The sequence below is a fragment of the Amycolatopsis sp. NPDC043885 genome (assembly GCF_056435685.1).
The window spans coordinates 237,681-262,922 of the sequence record NZ_JBWKEA010000011.1 but is presented as its reverse complement, the minus strand read 5'-3'; the positions used below and the strand labels follow the sequence as shown (position 1 = coordinate 262,922).

The following is a 25,242-nucleotide window of genomic DNA, read 5'->3' as shown; positions in this document are numbered from 1 at the left end:
GGGAAACTTTGGGGGGGGAAAAAAGGGGGGGGGGGGTGGGGGGGGGGGTGGGGGGGGGGTTTTTGGGTTCCCCACCAAAACCCCCCCCCACGACCCCCTAGACCCAAGCGACCGTGTGGCACCAAGAACCACCGGCGGCGTCCTGAAGGGCCCCTTCCCTACCTTCAGAGTAGGCAAGAGGCCCTTCACTACCCCGAGAAGCGCGGCAGCGGCTCGAGACCTCACTACGACAGGGCTTTGCCCAGCCGCCGCAATCCCTCGGCGATCGTCTCCGGCGCGTGGGTGGCGAACGACAGCCGCAACGCCGAGCGGTCCGGCTCCCCCACCTGGAACGCCGAGCCGGGCACGAAAGCGACGTCCTGCCGCAGCGCCTCGGGAAGCAGCCGGTCCGTGTCCGCGCCGCCGGGAAGGGTGACCCAGACGAACATCCCGCCGTCCGGGTCGGTCCACGTCGTCCCGGGCGGGGTGATCGCGGGCAGTTCGGCCAGCATCGCGTCACGGCGCACGCGGTACGTCGCGCACAGCTTCCGCACGTGCGCGTCGAGATCCGCGACGGCCAGATACTCGGCCGCGGCCGCTTGGTCGACGGTCGAGCTGTGCAGATCCGTCGCCTGCTTGAGGATCGTGACGCGGCGCAGCAGTTCCCTCGGCGCCCGGAACCAGCCCAGCCGCATCCCGGGCGCGATCACCTTCGAGAACGTGCCGAGATAGATCGTGCGCCCGGCGAGCTCGGGGCGGGCCGACAGCGGTTGCTCGCGTTCGCCGCGATAGCGCAGCTCGTGGTACGGATCGTCCTCGACGAGCCAGAACCCGTGACGCGCGATCACTTCCGCGAGCGCGCGGCGTCGCTCCGGACCGATCGTGCGCCCGGAGGGATTCGAGAACGTCGGGACGAGGTACAGCAGCGCCGGCCGTTCCCTGGCCGCGATCTCGTCCAGCGCGGCCGGATCGATCCCGTCCGCGTCGCCGGGAACGGGCACGACACGTGCCTCAGCGAGCTGGAAGCATTGCAGCGCCGACAGGTACACCGGTTCTTCCACCAGCACGGTGGCGCCGGGGTCGAGCAACGCGGTGCTCAGCAGTTGCAGGCCCTGCTGTGAACCCGTGGTGATCAGCAGATCGTCCACAGTGGTCGTGACCCCACGACCGGACAGCCGCTGCGCGAGCAGCTCGCGCAGCCGCGGATTCCCTTCGGTGGGCGAATACTGCAACGCGGACCTGTCGGCGAGTGCCCGGTCGAAGGCGGCGTGGAGGCCGTCCACATCGAACAGTTCCGGTGCGGGCATCCCACCGGCGAACGAGATCACGCCCGGGCGGGCGGTGAGCGCGAGCAGGTCGCGCACGGGAGAACTGGTGACGCCGTCCATACGACGGGCGAGGGGAAGAGACATGCAGGCTCCTCGGGAGAAACGAGCGGCTCCAGTGCAGCAGCCGGGGATCTTCCCGCGCGAGCAAGCAACTGCCGCCACGATAGCAGTTTCGCCTGCCCTAAGCTTGTGCTCGTGCCTCTCGTGGAAATCACCTACGCGCCCCATCTTCCCGAAGCCAAGCTGCGTGAGCTCGGCTCGGTTCTGCCGCATCTCGTGTCCGTCGCGGTGGAATGCCCCGAGGAGCCCTACGACGGCGACCTCCAGCCCGGCGACGTCGAACTGCGTTTCCGCGCACCGGGACCGTTCGACCGCTTCGGACTCGACCTCCTGGTGGAGGTCAGGTCGAAGTGGTTCCCGAGCCGGGCGGACAACCGCCAGGAGCGGGTGGACCTGCTGCGCACGAGCATCGAATCCGCGACCGGGATCGACGACGTCGGCGTGTACCTCTCACTGCCCGTCGCGGCTTGGTCGCAATCGGACTAGCCATCCCCGAACACGTGCCGCCGGACGAACGGGTTCCGGAACTTGCCGTCCGGGTCCAGTTCGCCGGCGAGCGCCCGGAAATCGGCCAGCTTCGGGTAATCCGCCGCGCGGTGGAAGAGTTTTCCCCAGTGCGGCCGGACGTCGAACGGTGCCAGCCGCTCCTCCATCACGGGCAGCAGCTCGCGGACCGCCTTCTCGTCCGGCAGCCACGTGAAGTGCAGCGCCAGCCGGCCTCCACCGTGGAACGGGCTGAGCCACAGGTCGTCCCCCGCGACCGTGCGGATCTCTGAGGTGAGCAGGACGGGCGCCAGCCGGTGCCCGAGTCCGCGCATCGCCTCCATTGCCGCGACGGCGTGCCGGACGGGCACGAAGTACTCGGTCTGGAGTTCGTTCCCGACGCTGGGCGTGAAGTCCAGGCGGAAATGCGGGATCCGTTCGTGCCACGGCCCGGTGACGCCGAGCTGACGCGTGCAGTTGTCCGCCGGGATGCCCGCCGCGTGGGCCGGATGCCGTGGCCCGTCCGCCGCCGTCGCGCCGAAGAAGTCCGCGCCCGGTTGCCCCGATCCTTTGACCCAGACCTGGTCGACCTCGTCGCGGGCCCAGTTCGTGAACAGGCTGACGCTGTAACCGGCGTCCTGGATCTCGTCGAAGTGCTCGTACACCGATTCCCAGGGAAGGCCGTCGAAGACGTCTTGCCGGAGATCGAACGACGGGACCAGCTCGAGGGTCAGCCGGGTCACCACACCCAGCGCGCCGAGGCCGACGACCACGCCGTCGTGCCGGGAGAAGGTCTTCAGCCCACCGTCGGCGGTCACCAGCTCCAAACCGGACACCGCCGACGCCAGGCTCTGGTTCCGCCGCCCGGAGCCGTGGGTCGCCGTCGCGACGGTGCCCGCCACCGTACAGTGCGGCAGCGAAGCGAGGTTGGCCAGCGCGAACCCGGCAGCGTGGACCTGGACGGCGATGTCGCCGTAGCGGGCCGCCGCGGGCACCGTGACCGTCGCCGAGTCCGCGTCGAGGACGGCGTCGCCGTCGAGCGCGGACAGATCGAGCAGGACGCCACCCGGACAGTCCGCGATGTCGTTGAAACAGTGCCCGCTGCCGAGAGCCCTGACCGCGGCCGCTCCGGCCACGACGTCCTGGATCTGATCGACGGTGCGCGGGCGGAAGATCCGTTCCGCGGTGAAGCTCTGATTTCCCGCCCAGTTCGTCTCTCGCACCAGGCCCAGCCTAGATTGCCGGAGTCGGCTTCACCCGGAGGAGGTTCGCACTGACAGGCTTTCCCGGCGAGATGGTGTCCATCGCGCTCTTGCTGGTCGTCCTGGCCTTCGCGGTGATCCGGCCACGCGGACTCCCGGAGGCGGTCGCGGCCGTCCCCGCCGCCGGGATCGTCCTGGCGGCCGGGGCGATCTCGTTCCCCGACGCCCTCGACGAAGTGACCAGGCTCGCCCCGGTCGTCGCCTTCCTCGCCGCGGTGCTCGTCCTGGCCAAATTGTGCGACGAAGAAGGACTGTTCCAGGCGGCCGGGACACTCATGGCGCGGTTCAGCCGGGGACGGCCACAACGGCTGCTGCCGGCGGTGTTCGTCGTCGCCGCGGCGGTCACCGTGGTGCTCAGCCTGGACGCCACCGTCGTCCTGCTGACCCCGGTCGTGTTCGCCACCGCCGCGCGGATGGGCGCGCGGGCCAAACCGCACGCCTACGCCTGTACGCATCTGGCGAACTCGGCCTCGTTGCTGCTGCCGGTGTCCAATCTGACCAACCTGCTCGCCGTCGCCGCGACCGGGATCTCGTTCCTGCGGTTCACCGCGCTGATGACCTTGCCCTGGCTCGCGGCCGTGCTCACCGAATACGTGGTGTTCCGCCGGTTCTTCGCCGCCGACCTGGCGGCCCGGCCACGAGGGGGAAAAGCGGTCCCGGCCGGGAAAGTCCCGGCGTTCGTCCTCGTCGTGCTCGTCCTGACGCTGGCCGGGTTCGTGGTCGCGTCCCTGCTGGACGTCAGCCCCGCGTGGGCCGCGTTCGCCGGTGCCGCCGTCCTGGCCTGCCGTGCCCTCGCGCAGCGAAGGACGTCGCCCGCCGCGATCGTGCGATCGGCGAGCATCCCCTTCGTCGCTTTCGTGCTCGCGCTGGCGATCGTGGTCCGCGCCGTCGTCGACAACGGACTGGATGAGGCGCTCAGCCACCTGGTGCCGTCTTCCACCTCGTTCCCCGCCCTGCTCGGCGCCGCCGCGGTGGCGGCCGTCCTCGCCAACCTGATCAACAACCTGCCCGCCGTGCTCGTGCTGCTGCCGCTCGCCACCGCCGGCGGGACACCGGTGGTGCTGGCCGTGCTGATCGGGGTCAACCTCGGGCCGAACCTGACCTACGTCGGTTCGCTGGCGACGCTGTTGTGGCGGCGGATCTTGCACCGGCACGACACCCGCGCCGAGCTGGGCGAGTTCACCAGGCTCGGGCTGCTCACGGTCCCGGTGTCCATCGTGCTCGCCGTCGGCGGGCTGTGGCTCGGGCTCGTCTTGACTTCCACTCAGTGAGAGGATGGGCGCATGCCCGGGAACCTGTCGACCCCCGGTGCCAGCGTCACGTCGCGGGCGTTCGCGCTGCTCGGCGCCTTCGACGTCGACCATCGTGAGCTGTCGCTGACCGAACTCTCGCAGCGGGCCGGCCTGCCGCTGCCCACCGCCCACCGGCTCGCCCGCGAACTCGTCGGGCTGGGTGCGCTGGAGCGGCGCGAGGACCGGTACGCGGTCGGGAGACGGCTGTGGGACCTCGGGCTGCTCGCGCCCGTCCAGTTCGAACTGCGGCAGGTCGCCGCCCCCTTCCTCCAGGATCTCTACGGCGCGACCGGCGCCACCGTCCACCTCGGCGAACGTGACGGCGACCAGGTGCTCTACCTCGACCGGCTCTCCGGGAACGCGTCCGTGCCGGTGGTCAGCCGGATCGGCGGACGGCTGCCGCTGCACGCCACCGGGATCGGGAAGGTCCTGCTGGCCTGGGCACCGGAGGAGGTTCAACGGCAAGTGCTCGCTTCGCTGACCCGCGTCACGCCGTACACCGTCACGCAGCCCGGCCGCCTGCGCGAGCAGTTGCGGCGGGTCCGGCGAGAGGGCTACGCGCAGACCGTCGAGGAGATGAGCCGGGGCGCGTGCTCGGTCGCCGTCCCGATCCGGCCGTCGGGTGGCGACGTCGTCGCGGCGCTCGGCCTGGTCGTCCCGGATCTGAGCCGCGGCCGGGCCCGGCTGATCTCCGCACTCCAGGTCGCGGCCGCCGGCATCGGCCGGAGCCTGCGGGTTTCACTGAGTGGAAGCGACCGCTAGCGGTTCCGCGGCCGCGCGATCAGACTCCGGTCATGCGTACCCCAGTCGCCATCGTCGGCGCCGGCCCGGCCGGACTGCTCCTGTCGCATCTGCTCGATCTCGCAGGGGTCGAGTCGGTGATCGTGGAGACCCGCTCGCGCGAGTACGTCGAAGCGCGGATCCGGGCGGGCATCCTCGAACAGTCCACAGTGGACCTCCTTCGTGAGACAGGACTCGGCGACCGGCTCGATCGCGAAGGCGACGAGCACCGCGGTATCCATCTGCAATGGCCCGAGGAACGGCATCACCTCGACTTCGTGGACCTGGTGGGCCGAAGCGTCACCGTGTACGGCCAGACCGAGGTGACGAAGGACCTCGGCAAGGCGCGTGCGACTGCCGGGCAGCAGATCCACTACGAAGTCACCGGCACCGCCGTGCACGACATCGAGACCGAGCGGCCCTACGTCACTTTCACCGACGCGGACGGCACACAGCAGCGGCTGGACGCCGACGTCGTAGTCGGCTGCGACGGCTCCTTCGGCCCCTGCCGCACCGCGATCCCCGACGCCGCGAAGCAGACTTGGGAACGCACCTACCCGTACTCGTGGCTCGGCGTGCTCGCCGACGTCGCCCCTTCGACCGACGAGCTCATCTACGCGTGGCATCCCGACGGTTTCGCCATGCATTCGATGCGCTCGGCCAGCGTCAGCAGGCTCTACCTGCAGGTGCCCAACGGCACCGACATCGGCGCCTGGTCCGACGACCGGATCTGGGAAGCGCTCGCGACCAGGCTCGGCCACGGCCAGAACGGCTGGACGCTCACGCCGGGGCCGATCACGGACAAGAGCGTGCTGCCCATGCGCAGTTTCGTGCAGCAACCCATGCGGCACGGCCGCCTGTTCCTCGCCGGTGACGCCGCCCATATCGTGCCGCCCACCGGCGCGAAGGGCCTCAACCTCGCCGTCGCCGACGTCGCCCTCCTCGCCCCCGCGCTGGCCGCTTTGGTACGGGACAAGGACTCCGCTCTCGCCGACGCGTACTCCGACACCGCGCTGCGCCGGGTCTGGCGGTGTACGCACTTCTCGTGGTGGATGACGACGATGCTGCACCAGTCCGGCGACCCGTTCGATCGGCAGTTGCAGCTTTCGCAGTTGCAGTGGCTGGCGCGGAGCGAGGCGGGCCGGGCGGGCCTGGCTGAGAACTACGCGGGGCTGCCCATCGGGTTCTGAAGATCGGTGGCTGCTGACGGTCGTCGGCGCGTACCTGACGCACCGGCGGTCCCATCGGGGACCGCCGGCAAGGCGTTGTGTTTTCCCGAAACCCGCCACGCGGACGGCGGCTCACCGCATAGGATCTCCGCGGCGTCGCCGGCCCCCGATCTCCGGCGGAGACCTGAGGAAGGCAGACATGTCACCCTTTGCGTTCGCGAGCATCGAGACCATCCCACTGGTGTTGCAACTCGCGGTGGGCCTGCTCGGTCTGATCGTCTCGGTCAAAGGACGCGCCCGGGGAGTCTCCGGCCTGATGGTGGCCGCCTTCGCGGTCATGCTCGTCACGACGGTGATGAGCATCGTGTGGCAGTTCGTGGCGCTGAACGTGCCGGACTGGAGCGAGTCCGGCAATCTGTCCGTCGATGGCATCCGCTCGATCTACCTGGTCATCGGCCTGCTGTTCGACTCCGCCTCACTGCTGTCCTGGCTGCTGGTCGCGGTCGCGGTCGTCAAGAGCGGCCGGTCGTCCCGGCAACAGCCGGGCTTCGTCCCGCCGGTCCATTACCCGATGGCCGCCCAGCCGGGATACCCGGCCGCACAGCCCGGTTACGCCCAGCCAGGTCAGCCGGACCAGACACCGCCGAACCCGCCTGCTCAGCAGCCGCCGAGCTAGCGCGAGGCGACGTGAAGCCTCAGCAAGGTCCTCGACTCCCTCGCGGAAGGTTTCACAGATCGGTTCGGGATCGGACAGGCAGCCGGTGGCCATCGCGCCGTCCCGAAGCAGCACGAAGCGCCGGGTCGCCGTCGGGCGAACCGCAGTGGCGCCTGGACGCCGTCCCGGCGCGGCCCGCGAGCGCCGCGGTGGCGCGCACCAAGTCGGCAAGGCGGGCTTTGCCTGGCCACGAGCTCATCGAAATAGGCGATGGCCCGGACCGTCGGCGTCCACCTCGGACAGCCGCAAGAGCAGACCCTTCATCGCTCCAGGTCAGGCCAGCCTCGCCGCAGGAAGACGAAAGCGGCGTCCAGCGCCGCGGCCGGATCAGCCTCGACTCCGGCCAGGTCCGGCACCTCCAGGACATAACGCGCCAGCAACCGCACGGAGAAGTCGTCCTGACCCGATTCCTCGGCGATGACCTTCGTCAGCGCGTTCTCGCAACCCGTCCACAGCGCCCTGGCGTAGGCACGCAGCGCCGGGGTGGCGATCACCAGGTCCGCGACACGGCGCGACAGCGGGTCCGGATCCGGATGGAACGGGCCGCGGGTCGCGAGGAAGTCCCGCAACGCCTCGAGGATCGAGGTGCCCTCGGCCCGATCACGCACCGCGGCGGCCAAGGCCGCTTCGCGTTCATGGCCGTCTCCGAGGATCAGCGCCTCCTTGCCACCAGGGAAGTGCGCGAAGAGCGTCGACACCGCCGTGTCCGCCGTGTCCGCGATCTCGGCGACGGTGACGTTGTCGAAGCCCCGTTCCAGGAACAGCTCTCGGGCCGCCCTCGACAGGGCTTGGCGTGTCGCCGCCTTCTTGCGTTCACGCCTGCCCGGCTCGGTCCGTTCCACGCGACCACCTTATATCGAAGTCACTCCGAAATCGTAATGAGTGTATCTTCGGAGTGAATTTGACTTTGAGGAGCCTGTCATGGGTCACTGGGACGTCCACCATTTGCCGCGCGCCGACGGCAAGACCTTCCTGGTCACCGGCGGCAACGCGGGGATCGGCTACTTCGTCGCCGAACAGCTCGCCGGATCCGGCGCGACCGTGTTCCTCGGCAGCCGGAACGCCGCCAAGGCCGATGCCGCGATGATCTCGATCCGCACGCGGGTTCCGGACGCGAGACTCGGGCACCTGCGGCTAGACCTTTCCGACCTCTCGTCCATCGAGTCCTCTGTGGACACTCTGGGGACCGAACGGCTGGACGCCGTCGTCTGCAACGCGGGTGTGCTCCTGGAGGACCAGCCGAGGCAGGAGACCGCCGATGGCCTCGAACTGACCTTCGCCACCAACCATCTCGGGCATTTCGTGCTGGTGCACCGGCTGATGCCCCTGCTCGAAGCGGCGGAGTCCGGTCGCATCGTCACCACGGGCAGTTTCGTGGGCAAGTCGGCGGAACTCGACCTGGACGATCTTCAGAGCAAACGCGACTACCAGCCCAAACGCACTTATGCGCGCTCGAAGCTGGCCCAGATGCTGTTCGCCTTCGAACTCGACAGGCGGCTGCGCGCGGCAGGCAGCCCGGTACTGAGTGTCGTCGACCATCCCGGTGGCGCGCTCGATTCCCTGACCCCGACGCGGCCGGTGCACGCGGCACCGGCCGGGCGGAAGTTCCCGGCCGGGCTTCTGTTGCAGGGCAAGGAAGCCGGAGCCTGGCCCGCTGTCCGCGCTGTCCTCGATCCCGCCGTGCGCGGCGGCGAGATGTTCGGCCCCCGGCTGTTCGGCCTGCGCGGCGAACCCCGCCGGGAACCGGTCCGCGGGAAACTCGCCGACACCGCGCTCGCCGCCCGGTTGTGGGCGGCGAGCGCGGAACTCACCCGGTGACGTCGGTCGAGTCCGGTGTGGACCGGCCACGGGACCGCAGGCCCAGCAGCAGGTCGATCACCAGGAACGCCAGCAGGCTGATCCCGAACAGCGGCACGAACCAGCCGATCGCGGCCGCGAGGACGAGAAGACCCACCACCAAGGCGAGCGGCGCCTTGCGCCACTGACCGCGCGGGATGGGCCGCCCGAAGGTCAGCCCGGTGGCGCGGGTCGGCCGACGCCGCCACCACATGCGGTAGCCGAGCACGACCAGCGTGACCAGACCGGCGCCGAGCAGGAGCAGCACGAGCTGGTTGGGCCAGCCGAACAGCACGCCCATATGCGCGTCGATCCCCCAGCGGGCGAGCTTGGCCATCAGCGGGTAGTCGGCGAACCGCACCTCGCCCAGGATCTGCCCGGTGGTCCCGTCGACCGCGACGGCGTCGACCTGCGTCGGCCAGCCGCGCTCGACTTCCGCCACCTGCCACGGAGCGCCGGGTTCCGCGGGCAGCCCGATCTCCACCGACGGCGCGTCGATCCCGGCGGCACGGGCCGACGCGAGCATCGCGTCCACGCTCTCGGGTTTCGCGGCGGGCGCTTCACCGTGACCCGAGTGCCCGGCGTGGCCGGCGTGCTCGCCGGCGCCGGCCACCTTCAACGCCGGGGTGGCCCAGCCGAGGGATTCACGCAGCGCCGAGACGTTCTCGCCCGCGTACGCCGACCACGTCAGCCCTGTCGCGGAAAGGAACAGCGCGCCGAGCAGCACCCACAGGCCAACAGATCCGTGACGGCGCACCGACTTCCCGCGCGCGGATTCGCTCTTCTCGTTCCGGCGGGCGCGGCGGCGGCTCACCCACAGCACGAGACCGCCCAGCGCGACCACCCACAGCCAGGACGCGGCCAGTTCGCTGTAGAGCCGTCCTGGCTCACCGAGAAGCAGGTTGCGGTGCAACTGGTCGAGCGTGGTCCGGAACGGCAAGGCGCCGCTCGAGCCGTACGCGACGAGATCCCCGCGCACCTGCGCGGTGGCGGGGTCGACGAAGATCGCGCGTCGTTCGGACTCGCCGAGCCCGTCCTCGGCGAAGAGCACGCGGGTGGTGTCGCCCGGTTCGGGAGCGGGCCGGATGGCGACCAGGTCACCGCCGGGGTTCGCGGCTTGTGCCGCTTTGACCTGGTCGGAGAGTGAGACCTGGTTCAGCCCGACGGGTGCCCGGAGCTGATCGGCGTAGATCCAGGACTCCATCTGCGGAGTCGCCGCGTACAGAACGCCGGTGAGCGCGGCGATGAGGACGAACGGGCCGACGAGAACGCCGGCGTAGAAGTGGAGACGGAGGAACAGTCCGCGCCAGCCGGACGCGCGCGGCGGGCTCGTGGTCGATTCGATTCGCGTTGCCATGGGGGACTCCTGAGGCGTCGGTGGGGAGGCGTGCGCCTGCGCCGCGCGCCGGTGTGATCACGGCACGCGTGCTGAGCCCTGCCGCGACAGGGGTCTCGGCAGGGTTTCGGGGATCAGGCGAACGTCACCGGCGGGCCGCGCCGGGAAAGCACGTCTCGCAGGAGCGCCTCGGTCGCGGGGAACTTCACCACGAGCGGGACGTGGATCCGCAGCGGCGCCGTCGCCAGCCGCGGTGTCAGACGGCGTGGAAGGACCGAAGCGATCAACGCCGTGAGCGCGAACAGGACGCGCTCGGCGCCCGCGAGCACCATCGCCACCACAAGGGTCGCCGCGGCGTGCCCGGCCGCCATGGCCAGGCCGTTGCCGGGGCCCTCGGCGTGGTGGGCGTGCGACTGCCAGGTCAGGAAGGTCAGGCAGGCGTGCATCGCCAGTTGCCCGCCCGCCACCAGGCCGAGGATGGCGAGCGGACCGCGACGGCGTCCCGCGAACGCGTGCGCCACCCAGCTCAGCAGGACGACGAGCAGCACGACCACGCCGAGGTCGGGGACGCGTCCGCTGGTCCCGGCGTGCGCACCGGTCGCCAAAGTGCCGGTCAGGACCCCCACGGCCCCGCCGCGGAGGCGCCTGGCCGGGCCTCGGTCCGAGGTCGGCGTGCGCACGGGAGGCAGAGTAGAGCGCGAAAGGGCCTGCTGTCTCTCCTTGCTATCGTCACCCCGGTGTTCCGCAGCCTGTCGTTCCTCCGGCTCTGGACCGGGAACACCGCCTCCGGGCTGGCGACCTGGGCCCTGCCGTTCATCCTCGGACTCGCGGTGCTGGAACGGTCGCTTTCGGCTGTGGACCTCGGCATCGTGCTCGCCGCGCGGACCGCGGGATTCCTCGTGGCCGTACCGGTGGCGGGCGTACTGGCCGACCGGTACTCACGGCGCGGGGTCGTGCTCTGGGCCGGTTTCGTCGCGGGTGCCGCCACTCCCCTGATCGCGGTCGGTATGGGCCGATCGGTCGTGGTGATGGCCGTCGCGGCCGCCGTCGTCGGCATCGGGCAGGGCGCGTGCCGCCCGGCGTTCCAGGCGCTGACCGCCGAAGTGATCGCCGAAGACCGGCGCCAGCAGGCCAACGCCGCGATGACGCTCGCCGTCCGGGTCACGACCCTGGTCGCCCCCGGGCTCACCGCCTTGCTCTCGCAGTTCGCCTCCACGCCGGCCCTGGTGATCGGGACCGGAGTGCTGTGGCTGGGCGCGGCGATGATCCCGCCGCGAGGCACTTTCGCGCCCGCCCCGGCCACGACCAGGGTCCGCTTCTTCGGCGAGTTCGCCGACGGTCTCCGCGAAGCTCGCCGTCATCCGTGGTTCCTGGCCGGGCTCGGCGCGCTGACCGCCGTGATCGCGACCGGCTATTCCGCCACCGGCGTCGTACTGCCGTTGGTCAGCCGCGACCGCTACGACACCGAAGCCGTCCTGGCCGCCGGGCTCACCGCGTACACCGTCGGCGCCCTCGCGGGCGCCGTCGTCATCGCGCGCTGGCGACCGAAACGGCAGGGCCGGGCGGCGCTGCTCGGGCTCGGCTGCTACGGCTTCGCGCCACTGAGCCTGCTGTTCCCGGTGCACCCGGCCTTCGTCATCGCCGCCTACGCGGTCGCCGGGCTGGGCATCGAACTGTTCAACGTCCCGTGGTTCACCGCGACCCAGCGGGAGGTCGAGCCGGGGAAGCTCGCGCGCGTGTCCTCTTTGGACTTCCTGTTCTCCTATGGACTGGCGCCCGCCGGGCTCGCGCTCATCGCCCCCGCGATCGACCGGTTCGGGGCGGAGCCGGTGCTGGCGGCGTGCGCGGTCGTCTGCTTCGCCGCGCCCGCGGCCGCCGCCCTCGTGCCTTCCTCGCGTGACTTTCGGGCAACCGCACCGATCAAGAGTGTCTAGTTTTTGCGCTCGCTTGCGGTAATGTTGCAACCATGACGCGTCGTCTTGCCGAAGTCGCCCGCAAGGTCGGGGTCAGTGAAGCCACGGTCAGCCGGGTGCTCAACGGCCGGTCCGGGGTCTCCGCCAGCACCCGGGCCGCCGTCCTCACCGCGCTGGACGTGATGGGCTACGAACGACCGACCCAGCTGCGCGGAGATCGTGCCCGACTGGTCGGACTGGTCCTTCCCGAACTCCAGAACCCCATCTTCCCCGCGCTGGCCGAGATCATGGGCAACGCACTCGCCCAGCAGGGCTTCACCCCGGTGCTGTGCACCCGCACCGCGGGCGGCGTCTCCGAAGCCGAGTACGTCGAACTGCTGCTGCAACAGCAGGTTTCCGGTGTCGTGTTCGCCGGCGGGCTCTACGCCCAGGCCGACGCGGTGCACTCCCACTACCACCATCTCGCCGAGCGCCGCCTGCCGACGGTGCTGATCAACGCCGCCGTCGACCACCTCGGACTGCCGCAGATCTCGTGCGACGACGCGGTCGCCGTCGAGCAGGTCGTCGGCCACCTGAGCTCACTCGGGCATGAGAAGATCGGCCTCGTCCTCGGCCCGAACGACCACGTGCCGTCGCGGCGCAAACTCGAGGCGTTCCGCGCCTACGCGGCGAAACTCGGGCTCCCGGTCCTGGACGAACTCGTCGAACACGGCATGTTCTCCATCGAAGGCGGGCACGCCGCCGCGGCCAGGCTGTACCCGCGCGGCGCGACGGCCGTCCTGTGCGCGAGCGATCTCCTGGCACTGGGCGCGATCCGCGCGGCCCGGCGGCAGGGCCTGTCGGTTCCCGAAGACGTCTCGGTGGTCGGCTACGACGATTCGGCCCTGATGAACTGCACCGATCCGCCGCTGACCACGACCCGCCAGCCGATCGAGGCGATGGGCCGCGCCGTGGTGGAACTGCTGGTCAAGCGCATAAACGGCGGCGAGGTGGCGGCCGAGGAACTGCTGTTCGCCCCCGAACTCGTCGTCCGGGGCTCCACCGCCCGCCGTATCTAGCCTCTCTCCCGGAACACGTGTGCCTGGAGCCGGATCACGCGTGCTTGAGGGCGGATGTGAGAGTTCCGCCTTCAGGCACGCGAGTTCCGGCTCCAAGCACGCGTGTTCGGTGAAGTACATGAAGGCCCCCTTCCCCTCGACTCAGCCAAGGGGAAGGGGGCCTTCACGCGCTTGGGGCACTCGGCGACGAGGGATGTCGGAAAGTTGCAAGTTCTCATCCAGTTATTGCGTAGATCCGGGGCTTCACTTTAGAGTGACCGCAATCACGTGACAGCCGTCGCGATCCCGAGATGAGGCTTGAAGATGAGCAGCACTTGGTCCCCCACCGTGCGCCGCCGGATGTTCTGCCTGCTCCTCGCGGGCGGACTCATCCTGGGGGTGGCCGCCTGCGGTTCCGGTTCCGGTGAAAGCACCGGGGGCAAGGTCAAGATCACCGTGACCGGCCAGCCCCCGACCAGCCAGCCGTTCGAGCGCGGCGTGTTCGACGCCGACGTCAAGGAGTTCGAGGAGACCCACCCGGACATCGACATCGAGCCCCACGAAGGGTTCATGGATCCGAAGACGTTCTCCGCCAAGCTCGCCGGCGGGCAGCTCGAAGACGTCTACTACGTCTACTTCACCGACCCGGCGCAGATCATCACGCGCCGCCAGGCCGCCGACATCACCGAAGCGGCCAAGGGCCTGAAGAACTTCGGCGACATCAAACCGGAATTACTGGACAACTTCCGGGACGCCGACGGCAAGCTCTACGGCCTGCCGACGATGAACTACAGCATGGGCCTGGTCTACAGCCGCCCGCTGTTCCAGAAAGCAGGGCTGGACCCGAACAAACCGCCGCAGACCTGGGACGAAGTCCGCGACGCCGCGAAGAAGATCGCCGCGCTGGGCAACGGCACGGTCGGGTACGCCGACTACAGCAAGAACAACCAGGGCGGCTGGCATCTGACCGCCTGGCTCTACTCGATGGGCAGCGAGGTCGCCCGCAAGGACGGCGACAAATGGGTCGCCGCGTTCGACAACGACAAGGCCAAGGCCGCCCTGAACCAGCTGCGCGCCATGCGGTGGGACGACGACACCATGGGCAGCAAGCAGCTCCTCGAAGCACAGGACGTCCAGCGCATGATGGGCGCGGGCCAGCTCGGCATGTACATGGCCGCACCGGACAACGTCCCGGTGCTGGTCAAGCAGTTCAACGGCAAGTACGAGGACTACGGCGTCGCCGGGATGCCGGGCGGGCAGGGCACGCTGCTCGGCGGCGAGGGCTACATGATCAACCCCAAGGCCTCGCCGGAGAAGATCAAGGCAGGTCTGGAATGGGTCCGCTGGAAGTACCTCAACCCGGAGCGCTTCGAGAAGCACGTCCAGCAGTACGTCGACGGCAAACAGCCGGTGGGGCTGCCCGCCGAGCCGACCCCGGACGTCTGGCAGGGCGCGGTCCGCGACCAGCAGCTCGCGATTAAAGCCAAGCACGCCAACGTTCCCGCCGAGAACTACCAGTCCTATGTGGACGCCGGTTCGCGGATCAAGGGCAGTATCGAACCGCCGAACGCGCAGCAGGTCTACGCCATTCTCGACAGCGTGATGCAGGCGGTGCTCACCGATCGGAACGCGAACATCGATCAGCAGCTGTCGTCGGCCGTGTCGAAGGTCAACAGTGTCCTCGCCCAGGTCAAGTAGCGTTCTCGACTGGCCCGCGACAGCGTCGTCGCGGGCCGGTCGCCCGGTGGCTTCGGCCGCCGAACGCCGCCGGAACCGGTCGCGCCGCAAGCTCAAGGAGAATCTCACCGCGTACGGCCTGTTGTGCGCCGCGCTCGTGGTGTTCGCCCTGTTCTCCTGGTACCCGATCGTGCGCGGGGTCCTGCTGAGCTTCCAGCAGGTCGACTTCGTCAACCCGCCGACGTGGGTCGGCTTCGACAACTTCACCCGCCTGTTCGAAGACCCGCTGTTCGGCATCGCCTGGCGTAACACGCTGTTGTTCACCGTGCTCGCCCTAGTCTTCGGGTTCGTGGTGCCGTTCGTGACCGCGGTGCTGCTCAACGAACTGCGGCACGCCAAGGCGTTCTTCCGGCTCGCGGTCTACCTGCCGGTGATGCTGCCGCCGGTGGTCACCGCCCTGATGTGGAAGTGGTTCTACGACCCGGGCGCCGGCCTGTTCAACTCCGCGCTCGGCGCCGTGGGCCTGCCCGGCGGCCAGTGGCTCGACTCGAGCGACACGTCGATGTTGTCGCTGGTGTTCGTGTCGACGTGGGCGAACATGGGCAGCACCACGCTGATCTACCTCGCCGCGCTCGGCACCATCCCCGGTGAGCTCTACGAAGCCGCGGAGCTGGACGGCGCCGGGCTGTGGAAACGCCTGATCCATGTCACGCTGCCGCAGACCCGGTTCGTGTTGCTGGTGCTCCTGTTGCTGCAGGTCGTCGCGACCATGCAGGTGTTCACCGAGCCGTACGTGATGACCGGCGGCGGACCGGACGACTCGACCGTCACCGTGCTCCTGCTGCTGTACCGCTACGCCTTCGTCTACAACGACTTCGGCTCGGCGAGCGCGTTGAGCCTGCTCCTGTTCGTCGCGCTCGGGGTGTTCTCCGCGTTGTACGTGCGCCTGACCCGGAAGGCGGATCAGTCATGAGGACGCTCGTCTCCCCCAGCACGCTCCGCAGTCCCGGCGGCAAGATCGGGTACGCCGTGATCTTCGGCTGCACCCTGCTCCTGTTCGTCATCGCGTTCCTGTTCCCGCTGTACTGGGCGGTGACCGGCGCGATGAAGTCACCGCAAGAACTGGCGCAGACGCCGGCGACGTTCATCCCGGACGAGTGGCATCCGGAGACCTTCGCCGACGCGTGGGACCAGCTGAGTCTCGGCAAGTACTTCCTCAACACCGTCATCGTCGCGGGCGGCGCCTGGCTGGCCCAGCTGGCGATCGACGTCCCCGCGGCGTTCGCGTTGTCGAAGCTGCGGCCGAAGTTCGGCAACGTCGTGCTCGGGCTGATGCTCGTGACGTTGATGCTGCCGGCGGCGGCGCTGCTGGTGCCCACCTACGTGACGATCACCGACCTGCCGCTGCTGAACGTCAACCTGATCAACTCGCCGGCGGCGGTCTGGCTTCCCGCCGCCGCCAACGCGTTCAACATCTACCTGCTGAAACGGTTCTTCGACCAGATCCCGGACGAGCTGATCGAGGCCGCGCGCCTCGACGGCGCGGGACCGGTGCGCACGCTGTGGCGCATCATCCTGCCGATCTCCCGGCCGATCCTGGCCGTGGTCTCGATCCTCGCGGTGGTGGCCGCGTGGAAGGACTTCATCTGGCCGCTGCTGGTGTTCCCGGACACCGAAAAGCAGACGCTGTCGGTGATGCTGCAGCGGGTGGCCATCGACATGCCGCTGAACGTGCTCGTCGCGGGCATGGTGCTGGCCAGTCTGCCGATGGTGGCGCTGTTCCTGGCGTTCCAGCGGCATATTCTCGCCGGGCTCACCGCCGGCAGCCTCAAGGGCTGAATTCTTCGCCGCATTCGGGGTATCCACGTACGACTGAGGAGGGCATTTCCGTGACCGCATTGGGGCAGTCCGCCGGATGGTGGCGGAGCGCGGCGATCTACCAGGTCTACATCCGCAGTTTCGCCGACGGGAACGGCGACGGCGTCGGCGATCTCGCCGGCGTCCGCGCGCGGCTGGACTACCTGGCCGAGCTGGGGATCGACGCGATCTGGTTCACCCCGTGGTATCCGTCGCCGATGGACGACGGCGGCTACGACGTCGCCGACTTCCGGGAGATCGACCCGCTCTTCGGCACGCTCGCCGAAGCGGAGGACCTGATCGCCGCGGCCCACGCCAAGGGGATCCGCGTGATCATCGACATCGTGCCGAACCACTGCTCCGACGAGCACCGCTGGTTCTCCGACGCACTCGCGGCGGAGCCGGGATCACCGGAGCGGCAACGGTTCTGGTTCCGGCCGGGTCGCGGGCCGGACGGCTCCGAGCCGCCGAACAACTGGAAGTCGCGCTTCGGCGGCTCCGCGTGGACACGGGTCCCGGACGGCGAGTGGTATCTGCACCTGTACAGCTCACGCCAGCCGGACTTCAACTGGGACAACCAGGACATCCGCGCCGATTTCGAGGACGTGCTGCGGTTCTGGTTCGACCGCGGCGTCGACGGTTTCCGCATCGACGTCGCCGACGGGCTGGTGAAGGACCCGCGGCTGCCCGACGTCGATCCCGGCGACGAGACGCCGTTCTCCGATCAGGAGGGGCTGCACGAGATCTACCGGTCGTGGCGCAAGATCGCCGACAGCTACCCCGGCGACCGGGTGATGGTCGGTGAGATGTGGCTGCCGGACATGTCGCGGGCCGCGCGGTACCTCCGCCGCGACGAGCTGCACGCGGCGTTCAACTTCGATTTCCTGGTGTGCCCGTGGGATTCCGCGCGTTTCCGGGACGTCATCGAGCGGACGCTGGCGGCACACGAGGAGGTCGGCGCGCCCGCGGCCTGGGTGCTGTCGAACCACGACGTCACCCGGCACGTCACCCGGTACGGCCGCCAAGGTGACACCGGCTTCGCGTTCGCCGACCGGCTGCACGGCACCCCGGTGGACCGAGAACTCGGGACCAGGCGGGCGCGGGCGGCCGCGTTGCTGACCATGGCGCTGCCCGGTGGTCTGTACGTCTACCAAGGAGAGGAGCTCGGGCTATGGGAGATCGAGGACATCCCGGACGGACTGCGCCAGGATCCGGTGTGGACCCGGACGAACGGCGCCGATCCCGGCCGGGACGGCTGCCGGGTCCCGCTCCCCTGGTCCGGTGACGCGCCGCCGTTCGGTTTCGGCACCGGTGGGACGTGGCTGCCCCAGCCCGGGGAATGGCGCTCCAGTACGGCGGAGGCGCAGGCGGCCGAACCCGGGTCGATGCTCCGGCTCTACCGCGCCGGTTTGCGCTTGCGGAACGAACTTCCCGCGCTGGGCCCCGGCGACCTGGAGTGGCTGGCGCTGGGCGACGGCGTGCTCGCGTTCACCCGGGAGCCGGGCTTCACGTTCGTGCTGAACTTCTCGGACAAGCCGGTGGCGTTGCCGCCGCACCGCGAAGTGCTCATGGCCAGTGGCCCCGTCGAGGGTGAACTCCCGACGGACACGGCGGTGTGGCTGCTCACCTGATCAACGACCGGTCGTGACCCGGCTGATCCGGCCGCGCATCCGTGCGCGGCCCGCCGGGTCACGCCATCGGAGGTGCCTGTCGAGCACCTCGCGGAGCACACCGCCGAGGACGAGGCCGTGGGTGGTGGTCTCGACGCAGGGGTGGTCGCGGAGCCAGTCGAACAGCTCCGACGACCGTCCTCCCGGCAGCACGGACCGGAGTAGGTCTTCGGTGGTGTGGTCCGCTTGCGCGCACACGTACAACGCCCACCGATGTGCCTCCGTCGGCGGATCACCGGCCAGCTGCGCGTAAACCGTGTCCACCACGAAGCGCTCCGCGTCGGGCCGCGGTGACCTGCTGATCTCGGCGGCCAGCGAAAGCGCGAACGGGTTGCCCGCCGCGAAGTCCACAATGGACATCCGGAGCGCGGGCGCGACACCGCGTGCTTCGAGTAGCGCCACGGACTCGGCCTCGCTCAACGCTTCGAGTTTCCGGATCCGGAGCCTTCCCGCCCACGCCGGATCGACCAGCAGCCTGGCGTCCGGCCCGGCCCTGCCCGCGATCACGACCGTGGCGCCGTCGGGCAGGCGGCGCAGGACGCCCGCCGGATCGCCGAGCCCGTCGAACAGCCGCACGGGCTTGCCCATGGCCGCCGCGTCGTCGGCGAACGTCCGCAGCAAGGTCGATTTCCCGATGCCGGGCGGTCCGGTGAGGAACAGAACCTCGGCACCGTCGGCCGGGTCCCTCGCGAGCAGCCGCCGGAATTCCGCGCGTTCGCGCTCGCGTCCGACGAACAGCGGTGCCGAGTCACGACGCGTGGGCACCGGATCGTCCTCGGCCCGAAGCACCTTCTCGTGCAACGCCCGCAGTTTCGGCCCCGGCCGAACCCCGAGTTCTTCGTCGAACAGCTCGTGGATCGAGCGGTAGAGTTCGAGCGCCTCGGCCCGGCGCCCGCCGCGATGAAGGGCGAGAAGATAGATCTCGTACAGCGGTTCCTCGAGGCGGTTCCGCTCGATCAGCACGGGTACCTCGGCCATCACCTCGTCGTGTTCCCCGAGTTCGAGGCGCAGCCGGAGCAGTTCCTGGGTCGCGGTCAGTTTCAGTCGCTCCAGGCGCGCACGTTCCTGTTCGGCCGCTTCGCCGGGGACGCCGGCCAGCGCCGTTCCGGTCCAGAGACCGAGCGCGCGTTCCAGCAGCTTCGCCGCCGTGTCCACGTTGTGCGCCTGTCGCGCACTCTCGATCAGCCCGGCGAATTCGACGGCGTCCACCTCGAAACGATCCGGGGCCAGCCGGTAACCGCCGGACCGCGAGACGATCGCCGAGCCCAAGCCCTGCAAGGAGAGCAGCCGCCGGAGTCGGGAGATGTAGGTGCGGATGACGGCCTCACCGGTGGCAGGCGCCCGCTCGCCCCAGAGCCCGTCGATCAGCTCACCGGTCCGGACGAAACTGCCCGCGTTGGCCAGCAACAGCATCAAGACCGCCTGCTGCTGCGGCGAGCCGAGGTCGAGCCGGGTGCCACCGCTGGTGAAGCCGGGCGGGCCGAGCACGGTGAAGCGGTACCGGACTTCCTGCGGCAGGCTGGACATGAGCGGAAAGTAGGCGAGCGCGCGCGACGGCCGCGAGCGTCGGACGACGTCATCGGCGTACGTCGTCCACCCATGACGTACAGCAATGACGTCATCCGACGGGCGCCGCCGTCAGGTCGGGCTTCCTACGGTTTCGGCATGTCTGAAACCACGTACACCGCCGTCGCCACTTCGACCGCGGAAGGCCGCAACGGCGGCCGGGCGACCTCCGCCGACGGCGTGCTCGACGTCGGCCTCGCCGTCCCCAAGGCCTTCGGCGGCTCCGGCGACGGCACGAACCCCGAGCAGCTGTTCGCCGCGGGCTGGGCGTCGTGCTTCGTGGGCGCCGTCCGCCGCGTCGCGGGCGTCAAGAAGGTCAAGCTGGAGGACCTCGCCGTCGTCGCCGAAGTGACGCTGCATCACGACACCGAAGCGGGTGAGTTCCACCTGAGCGCCGCGCTGCACCTGGAGGCCACCGGCATCGACCAGGCCACCGCCGACGAGCTGGTCCAGGGCGCGCACCAGGTGTGCCCTTACTCCAAGGCGACGCGGGGGAACGTGGAAGTGACGTTGGACGCGACGGTCGCGTGAGCCCTCTGGCTCGTGAGTGGCAAGGACGGTTCTAACCGTCCTTGCCACTCACGAGGGAACTGGACCAGCCTTAACGTGCCGTTGCCGGCGTTCTGGTGTCCGTGAAGGCCTCCTTCCCTACCTTCAGAGTAGGCAAGGAGGCCTTCACGGACCTGCGACCAACTGCCACCACATCCGGTAGGTACCTAAGACACCCTTGGCACTAACCGTCCTTGCCACTCACGAGCCCCAACGCACCCTTGAGCTCCGCCCGGGACTTCACCCCAAGCTTGGGGAAGATCCGGTGCAGGTGCGTGCCGACCGTCCGGTGCGACAGGTAGAGGCGCTGCCCGATCTCCCGGTTCGTCAGGCCCTCCGCGGCCAGCTGCACGATGCTCAGCTCGTGCGGGGTCAGTTTCTCCCGCGCGTCGGGACCACGGTTGGGGCTGGACTCCCCGGCGCTGCGGAGTTCACGACGCGCGCGTTCGGCCCACGCGGTCATGCCGAGCGCGTCGAACGTCTCCCGCGCTGTGCGCAGGTGCGCCCGTGAGTCCACGGCGCGCCGCTGCCGCCGTAGCCATTCGCCGTAGGCCAGGTGCAGCCGACCGCGTTCGGCGGGCCAGCCGTCCAGCTCCGCCCGCAGTGCGGTCCCGAACAGTTCGTCGCTCGGTTCGAGCACGGCGCGGGCGAAGCGCAAGCCGACGTGCAACGCGGGTGCCGGGGTGACCAGTGCGAGCTGTTCCATCTCCGCGACGATCTCGCGCAGGGCCTCGACCTGACCCGCCCGGATCGCGACCTCGGTGAGTTCCGCGACGAAGTAGACGCGCAGCGCCAGTTGGAAGGCGGGATCGGCGGGGTCGAACAGGCGCCGCAGATCGGCGAAAGCGTCGTCGAAGCGGCCCTCGCTCGACGCGGTGATCCCTCTGGCGAGCTGCACGGTCGCCAGCACCGGACGGGCACCGGCGGCGAGCGCGGTCCGCTCGGCCTCGTCGGCAAGGGCCTTGGCCTGTTTGTGTTCACCCCGCAGCGCGGCGATCTCGGCCTGTACGGCGGTGGCGAGGCCGTACATGAACGGTTGCCCTGTCTCCTTGGCGAATTTGGCCGCTTCCGCCGCGGCCGGCACGGCCGCGGCGAGGTCGCCGAGCCGGACCCGGCTCCACGCCTGGACCGCCAGCGCTCGCGGCAGCAGGCCTAGCCTGCCCTGTGCCCGCAGCCCCGGCGCCGCGGCCGCCGAGAACCGGGCCGCCAGATCGACCGCGCCGACCTGCAGCGACGCGCTGCCGAGAAAACGGTCGACCTCGGGATCGGCACCGGTGACGGCGGCGAGTTCGCGCAGCTCGGCGAGCACCGATCCGGCCCGGTCGAACGGCGCCACGTAGGCGGCGACGGCGACCAGGCGCGGGTCCGAGTTCTCGACCGGGAGGCGGTCCGCGACGGCCAGCAGCGTTCGCCGCGTGTCTTCACCGGGTTCGGCCCAGAAACAGCGCATCGCGGCACCCCACAGGACACGCATCGCCGGATCCGGCTGTCCGTCCTCCGCGACCGATTCGGCCAGCCGCGCCAGTTCCGCGATCCGCGACAGGTCCTCGCGGACACCGTCCTCGAACCCGCTGAGCAACCAGCTCGCCGTCGCTCGTTGCCGCGGCGTGAGTTCTCCCGTGCGGGCGTCCCGGACGAGCCGTTCCGCGGTCTCGCGACCGCCGGAGTCGACGGCCAGCTCGGCAGCGCGCAGCAACCTGTCCGCCCGCCGTTCCGGATCGCCGCTCACCAGCGCCGCTTGCTCCAGCGCCGCGACGGCGGCCGTCGCTCCGCCGCGGTGCCGGGCGCGATCGGCGGCGTGCTCCAGCTCCCGGGCCACGTCCTCGTCGGCGCCGGTCGCGGCGGCCGCCCGATGCCAAGCGCTGCGATCCGGCCGCCCGCGGAAGACGTCGGCGAGGCTCAGGTGCGCGCGGCGCAGTTCCTCGAACGGCACCGAAGCCGGGATCGCCGAGCGCATCAGCGGATGCCGGAACGAGACCGCCCGCGCTTCGAGGTCGATCAACCGGGCATCGGCGGCCGGTGCCAGTGCCGACGGCTCGACGTCCTCACCCAGCAACGCGCCTGCCGCCGCGAGTGTCTCGGCGAGCGAGCCGGTCTCGTTGAGCGCGGCGACCAGCGAAGTCGTCCGGGCCGGTTCCGGCAGCGCGGTGAACCGGTCCCCGAACGTCCGCTCGAGCCGTTCGGTCAGCGGCAGCACGGGCCCGGGCGCCTCGGTCACGGCCGACGGCAACTCGGTCAGGGCCAGCGGATTCCCGGCGGCTTCGGCGAGCACCCTGGACCGGACCGGCGAGGAGAGTCCGGGAGCGACGGAGTCGAGCAACTCGGCCGCCACGTCGCCGGGAAGGCGCTCCAGGTCCATTGAGGACAGTCCCGCGTCGCGCAGCGGCGACGGCTCCCCGTCCCGGACGGTCGCGATCAGCACGATCGGCTCCGTCTCGATCCGCCTGGCGACGAACGCGAGCGCGTCGGCGCTCTCGCGGTCCATCCAGTGGACGTCCTCGGCGACGATCAGCAACGGCTTGGCCGCCGCTTCGTCCGAAAGCAGCGTCAACGCGGCGAGCCCGACCAGGTACGCGTTGGGCTCGCCCGCTTCGGCGAGCCCCAGCGCCGCCCAGAGCGCGGAACGCTGCGGCGCGGGCAGGGTGTCGGCACCGGCCCGGATCGGATGGAGCAGCTGGTGCAGGGCGGCGTACGCGTAGTTCCGTTCGGCCTCGACGCCGGTCGTGCGCAACACCCGCAGGCCCCCGACCGTCGCGGCGGCCACCGCCTCCGCCACGACGGCGGACTTGCCGATACCCGGTTCGCCCTGGACGAGGACACCACCGCAACCCGCGGCGGGCCCGTCGACGAGCTCAGCCAGGTCCTTCAGCTCGGCTTCCCGTCCGAAAAGCGGCATGGTGCGGCATTCCTCCCCTCGGCCGTGGGCGGCCGCCCGTCCGACGATACCCAAACGGTCCGGTTAGGACTCCCCGACGGCGTCCACAGGATGTAGACGGCGTGTCGACACGATCGGCCTAGCTTCGGGAAGGTGATGAGACGCAAGAAGTTGTTCCTGGCGGTGGCGCCGCTGGCCGCCCTGCTGCCGCTCGTGCTGACCTCGGTCACGCAGACGGCGCCCGCCGAAGCGGCGGCGACGTCGTGCTCGGCGGTCCCCGTCTCGGCGCCCGAGGGCACGCGAATCGAGTCGGTCGAGGCTGAGCAGAAGCCTGGCGGGACCGTCACGTTCCCGCCCACCCCGTTCTCGGCTCCGTCCGCGATCGCGGACGTGCCCGCGTACTGCGAAATCACCGTCACCCTGACCCACGGCAAGGCGGGTGACCATGTCAAGGTCGCCGTCGCACTGCCGCGGACCGGGTGGACGGGCAGGCTCCAGGCGGTCGGCGGCAGCGCCTACACCGCCGGTGACTTCGGTGCCCCGCTGATCCAGGCCGTCAAGGACGGCTACAGCGGCGTGACGACCGACGCCGGCGTTCCACTGACGTTCCTCGACACCTCATGGGCACTCACTCCCCAGGGCGAGATCGACAAGCCCCTGGTGACGAACTTCGCGACCCGTTCCGTGCACGAAGCGGCCCTCATCGGCAAGGACGTGACGCAGAAGTTCTACCAGCGGGAAGTCGGCTACTCGTACTGGAACGGATGCTCGACAGGAGGCCGTCAGGGTTACTCCGAAGCGCAGCGGTACCCGGGAGACTTCGACGGCGTCCTGGCGAACGCTCCCGCCGTGCACTGGGCGGAGTTCGCGGTCGCGACCCTCTGGCCGCGAGTCGTGATGAACCAGGAGAAGACCTTCCCGGCGACCTGTGTCTTCACCGCCTTCCAGCAGGCGGCGATCAAGGCCTGCGACGGCCGGGACGGAGTCACCGACGGCATCGTGGACCGGCCGGACGAATGCGGCTACGACCCTCGATCGCTCGTCGGCACGGAGGTGCTCTGCGGCGACAGGGAGGTCACCGTCACCGCGGCGGACGCCGAAGTCGTCCGGAAGATCTGGGCCGGGCCGTCCGACGAGCACGGACGACGGCTCTGGGCCGGCCTTCCCAAAGGCGCCGACTTCGGCCCGGTGACGACCGCTCCCGGCTTCCCGGTGGCCACGGGCTGGGTGCGGACGTTCCTGAAGAAGCAGCCCGGATTCGACACGGAGACGCTCACCTATCGCCAGTTCGCCGACCTGTTCCGCCAGTCGGTGCGGGAGTACGACGACATCATCGGGACCTCGGACCCCGATCTGTCGGCGTTCCGCCGGGCGGGCGGCAAGCTGATCACCTTCGTCGGCACCGACGACCAGCTGATCCCGCCGGGCGGCACGCTGCAGTACCGCCGCGAGGTCGAGCGTGAGATGGGCGGCCCGAAGCGGGTCAACGACTTCTACCGGCTGTTCCTCGCGCCGGGTGTCGCGCACTGCTCCGGTGGCGCGGGTGCCGCGCCGACGAACGCGCTGGGCGCGCTCGTCGACTGGGTCGAACACGGCAAGGTGCCGTCGACCCTGCCCGCGGCGAACGGCGACAAGACCGTCACCCGTGATCTCTGCCCGTATCCGCAGGTCTCGCGATACCGCGGCCACGGTGATCCCGCGGTGGCCACGAGCTACCGCTGCACCGGCCACTGAGGCCCCGCACACCAGTGCCCGTCGTGCCGTCGCCCCCTCCGGCACGACGGGCACTTCCCCACACTGTGAGAAGTTCCGCCGTCCCCTTTGCCCTACCCCTCAAAAGTACGGTATGGACGACAGT

Annotated in this window: 21 protein-coding genes; 14 read left to right on the top strand and 7 right to left on the bottom strand. The window is 70.0% G+C overall.

The genetic code is table 11. From position 1 onward, the window contains the following. Positions 1-224: 224 nt before the first annotated feature. Complete coding sequence (locus tag AC069I_RS28695) at positions 225-1,391, bottom strand: aminotransferase-like domain-containing protein (protein WP_478229873.1); 1,167 nt, start codon at positions 1,389-1,391, stop codon at positions 225-227. A gap of 111 nt (positions 1,392-1,502) precedes the next feature. Here AC069I_RS28695 and AC069I_RS28690 point away from each other — a divergent pair, with 111 nt between their 5' ends. Further along, positions 1,503-1,853: a hypothetical protein gene (locus AC069I_RS28690; protein ID WP_410647831.1), complete on the top strand. Its 351-nt coding sequence runs from the start codon at positions 1,503-1,505 to the stop codon at positions 1,851-1,853. Here AC069I_RS28690 and AC069I_RS28685 read toward each other — a convergent pair. Beyond that, the gene (locus AC069I_RS28685) at positions 1,850-3,073 is read right to left on the bottom strand and encodes an FAD-binding protein (RefSeq protein ID WP_478229874.1); all 1,224 of its coding nucleotides are present in this window, start codon (positions 3,071-3,073) and stop codon (positions 1,850-1,852) included. The genes AC069I_RS28690 and AC069I_RS28685 overlap by 4 nt on opposite strands. Before the next feature lie 71 nt (positions 3,074-3,144). On the opposite strand from AC069I_RS28685, the gene AC069I_RS28680 reads away from it, so the two are divergent. The 4 genes from AC069I_RS28680 (at position 3,145) to AC069I_RS28665 (ending at position 7,029) form a co-directional block, all read left to right on the top strand. Further along, a complete protein-coding gene (locus AC069I_RS28680; protein WP_478266809.1) occupies positions 3,145-4,383 on the top strand; it encodes an ArsB/NhaD family transporter in 1,239 nt (412 codons plus the stop codon). A 12-nt stretch (positions 4,384-4,395) separates the two neighbouring features. After that, entirely contained in the window at positions 4,396-5,166 is a 771-nt protein-coding gene (locus AC069I_RS28675; protein ID WP_478229876.1) for an IclR family transcriptional regulator, read from the top strand. A 32-nt stretch (positions 5,167-5,198) separates the two neighbouring features. Continuing rightward, positions 5,199-6,374, top strand: a complete 1,176-nt coding sequence (locus AC069I_RS28670; protein ID WP_478235872.1) for a 4-hydroxybenzoate 3-monooxygenase — start codon at positions 5,199-5,201, stop codon at positions 6,372-6,374. Between the two features lie 178 nt (positions 6,375-6,552). Then, positions 6,553-7,029: a hypothetical protein gene (locus AC069I_RS28665; RefSeq protein ID WP_478235871.1), complete on the top strand. Its 477-nt coding sequence runs from the start codon at positions 6,553-6,555 to the stop codon at positions 7,027-7,029. Positions 7,030-7,328: 299 nt separating this feature from the next. Here the strand turns inward: AC069I_RS28665 and AC069I_RS28660 are convergent, their stop codons facing one another. Next, on the bottom strand, positions 7,329-7,910 hold the full coding sequence (locus AC069I_RS28660; RefSeq protein WP_478266808.1) for a TetR/AcrR family transcriptional regulator: 582 nt from the start codon (positions 7,908-7,910) through the stop codon (positions 7,329-7,331). Between the two features lie 79 nt (positions 7,911-7,989). On the opposite strand from AC069I_RS28660, the gene AC069I_RS28655 reads away from it, so the two are divergent. Next, positions 7,990-8,886, top strand: coding sequence for an SDR family NAD(P)-dependent oxidoreductase (locus AC069I_RS28655; protein WP_478266807.1), 897 nt, complete (start codon positions 7,990-7,992; stop codon positions 8,884-8,886). Here the strand turns inward: AC069I_RS28655 and AC069I_RS28650 are convergent. Together AC069I_RS28650 and AC069I_RS28645 are read right to left on the bottom strand one after the other, a co-directional pair. Continuing rightward, the gene (locus AC069I_RS28650) at positions 8,876-10,261 is read right to left on the bottom strand and encodes a PepSY-associated TM helix domain-containing protein (RefSeq protein WP_478266806.1); all 1,386 of its coding nucleotides are present in this window, start codon (positions 10,259-10,261) and stop codon (positions 8,876-8,878) included. The genes AC069I_RS28655 and AC069I_RS28650 overlap by 11 nt on opposite strands. Before the next feature lie 113 nt (positions 10,262-10,374). Next, complete coding sequence (locus AC069I_RS28645) at positions 10,375-10,920, bottom strand: hypothetical protein (RefSeq protein WP_478266805.1); 546 nt, start codon at positions 10,918-10,920, stop codon at positions 10,375-10,377. A gap of 57 nt (positions 10,921-10,977) precedes the next feature. Between AC069I_RS28645 and AC069I_RS28640 the strand changes: the two genes are divergently transcribed. The 6 genes from AC069I_RS28640 (at position 10,978) to AC069I_RS28615 (ending at position 18,355) form a co-directional block, all read left to right on the top strand. Then, on the top strand, positions 10,978-12,174 hold the full coding sequence (locus tag AC069I_RS28640; RefSeq protein ID WP_478266804.1) for an MFS transporter: 1,197 nt from the start codon (positions 10,978-10,980) through the stop codon (positions 12,172-12,174). Between the two features lie 32 nt (positions 12,175-12,206). Continuing rightward, on the top strand, positions 12,207-13,211 hold the full coding sequence (locus AC069I_RS28635) for a LacI family DNA-binding transcriptional regulator (protein WP_340682345.1): 1,005 nt from the start codon (positions 12,207-12,209) through the stop codon (positions 13,209-13,211). Between the two features lie 303 nt (positions 13,212-13,514). Then, the gene (locus AC069I_RS28630; protein ID WP_478229884.1) at positions 13,515-14,888 is read left to right on the top strand and encodes an ABC transporter substrate-binding protein; all 1,374 of its coding nucleotides are present in this window, start codon (positions 13,515-13,517) and stop codon (positions 14,886-14,888) included. Continuing rightward, complete coding sequence (locus AC069I_RS28625; RefSeq protein ID WP_478229885.1) at positions 14,866-15,840, top strand: carbohydrate ABC transporter permease; 975 nt, start codon at positions 14,866-14,868, stop codon at positions 15,838-15,840. The genes AC069I_RS28630 and AC069I_RS28625 overlap by 23 nt, the downstream gene beginning before the upstream one ends. Then, positions 15,837-16,706: a carbohydrate ABC transporter permease gene (locus AC069I_RS28620; protein ID WP_478229886.1), complete on the top strand. Its 870-nt coding sequence runs from the start codon at positions 15,837-15,839 to the stop codon at positions 16,704-16,706. Before AC069I_RS28625 ends, AC069I_RS28620 begins: the two co-directional genes overlap by 4 nt. Positions 16,707-16,756: 50 nt before the next feature. Beyond that, positions 16,757-18,355 carry a glycoside hydrolase family 13 protein gene (locus tag AC069I_RS28615; RefSeq protein WP_478266803.1) on the top strand — a complete coding sequence of 533 codons (1,599 nt, stop codon included), beginning with the start codon at positions 16,757-16,759 and terminating at the stop codon, positions 18,353-18,355. On the opposite strand, the gene AC069I_RS28610 is transcribed toward AC069I_RS28615, so the two are convergent. Beyond that, positions 18,356-19,921 (bottom strand): BTAD domain-containing putative transcriptional regulator, encoded by a 1,566-nt coding sequence (locus AC069I_RS28610; protein WP_478266802.1) that lies wholly within the window; start codon positions 19,919-19,921, stop codon positions 18,356-18,358. It lies immediately after the preceding gene. Between the two features lie 138 nt (positions 19,922-20,059). On the opposite strand from AC069I_RS28610, the gene AC069I_RS28605 reads away from it, so the two are divergent. Then, positions 20,060-20,491 carry an organic hydroperoxide resistance protein gene (locus AC069I_RS28605; protein ID WP_478235861.1) on the top strand — a complete coding sequence of 144 codons (432 nt, stop codon included), beginning with the start codon at positions 20,060-20,062 and terminating at the stop codon, positions 20,489-20,491. Between the two features lie 202 nt (positions 20,492-20,693). Here the strand turns inward: AC069I_RS28605 and AC069I_RS28600 are convergent, their stop codons facing one another. Next, positions 20,694-23,405: a helix-turn-helix transcriptional regulator gene (locus AC069I_RS28600; RefSeq protein WP_478266801.1), complete on the bottom strand. Its 2,712-nt coding sequence runs from the start codon at positions 23,403-23,405 to the stop codon at positions 20,694-20,696. Between the two features lie 135 nt (positions 23,406-23,540). Here AC069I_RS28600 and AC069I_RS28595 point away from each other — a divergent pair, with 135 nt between their 5' ends. Then, positions 23,541-25,118, top strand: a complete 1,578-nt coding sequence (locus tag AC069I_RS28595) for a tannase/feruloyl esterase family alpha/beta hydrolase (RefSeq protein WP_478266800.1) — start codon at positions 23,541-23,543, stop codon at positions 25,116-25,118. The last annotated feature ends 124 nt before the right edge of the window (positions 25,119-25,242 follow it).

What these genes read in the sequence shown, in the direction of transcription:
- AC069I_RS28695 (WP_478229873.1), bottom strand. Translation starts at nt 1,391, where the DNA reads ATGTCTCTTCCCCTCGCCCGTCGTATGGACGGCGTCACCAGTTCTCCC.
- AC069I_RS28680 (WP_478266809.1), top strand. Translation starts at nt 3,145, where the DNA reads ATGGTGTCCATCGCGCTCTTGCTGGTCGTCCTGGCCTTCGCGGTGATC.
- AC069I_RS28675 (WP_478229876.1), top strand. Translation starts at nt 4,396, where the DNA reads ATGCCCGGGAACCTGTCGACCCCCGGTGCCAGCGTCACGTCGCGGGCG.
- AC069I_RS28670 (WP_478235872.1), top strand. Translation starts at nt 5,199, where the DNA reads ATGCGTACCCCAGTCGCCATCGTCGGCGCCGGCCCGGCCGGACTGCTC.
- AC069I_RS28665 (WP_478235871.1), top strand. Translation starts at nt 6,553, where the DNA reads ATGTCACCCTTTGCGTTCGCGAGCATCGAGACCATCCCACTGGTGTTG.
- AC069I_RS28655 (WP_478266807.1), top strand. Translation starts at nt 7,990, where the DNA reads ATGGGTCACTGGGACGTCCACCATTTGCCGCGCGCCGACGGCAAGACC.
- AC069I_RS28650 (WP_478266806.1), bottom strand. Translation starts at nt 10,261, where the DNA reads ATGGCAACGCGAATCGAATCGACCACGAGCCCGCCGCGCGCGTCCGGC.
- AC069I_RS28635 (WP_340682345.1), top strand. Translation starts at nt 12,207, where the DNA reads ATGACGCGTCGTCTTGCCGAAGTCGCCCGCAAGGTCGGGGTCAGTGAA.
- AC069I_RS28630 (WP_478229884.1), top strand. Translation starts at nt 13,515, where the DNA reads ATGAGCAGCACTTGGTCCCCCACCGTGCGCCGCCGGATGTTCTGCCTG.
- AC069I_RS28620 (WP_478229886.1), top strand. Translation starts at nt 15,837, where the DNA reads ATGAGGACGCTCGTCTCCCCCAGCACGCTCCGCAGTCCCGGCGGCAAG.
- AC069I_RS28610 (WP_478266802.1), bottom strand. Translation starts at nt 19,921, where the DNA reads ATGTCCAGCCTGCCGCAGGAAGTCCGGTACCGCTTCACCGTGCTCGGC.
- AC069I_RS28605 (WP_478235861.1), top strand. Translation starts at nt 20,060, where the DNA reads ATGTCTGAAACCACGTACACCGCCGTCGCCACTTCGACCGCGGAAGGC.
- AC069I_RS28600 (WP_478266801.1), bottom strand. Translation starts at nt 23,405, where the DNA reads ATGCCGCTTTTCGGACGGGAAGCCGAGCTGAAGGACCTGGCTGAGCTC.
- AC069I_RS28595 (WP_478266800.1), top strand. Translation starts at nt 23,541, where the DNA reads ATGAGACGCAAGAAGTTGTTCCTGGCGGTGGCGCCGCTGGCCGCCCTG.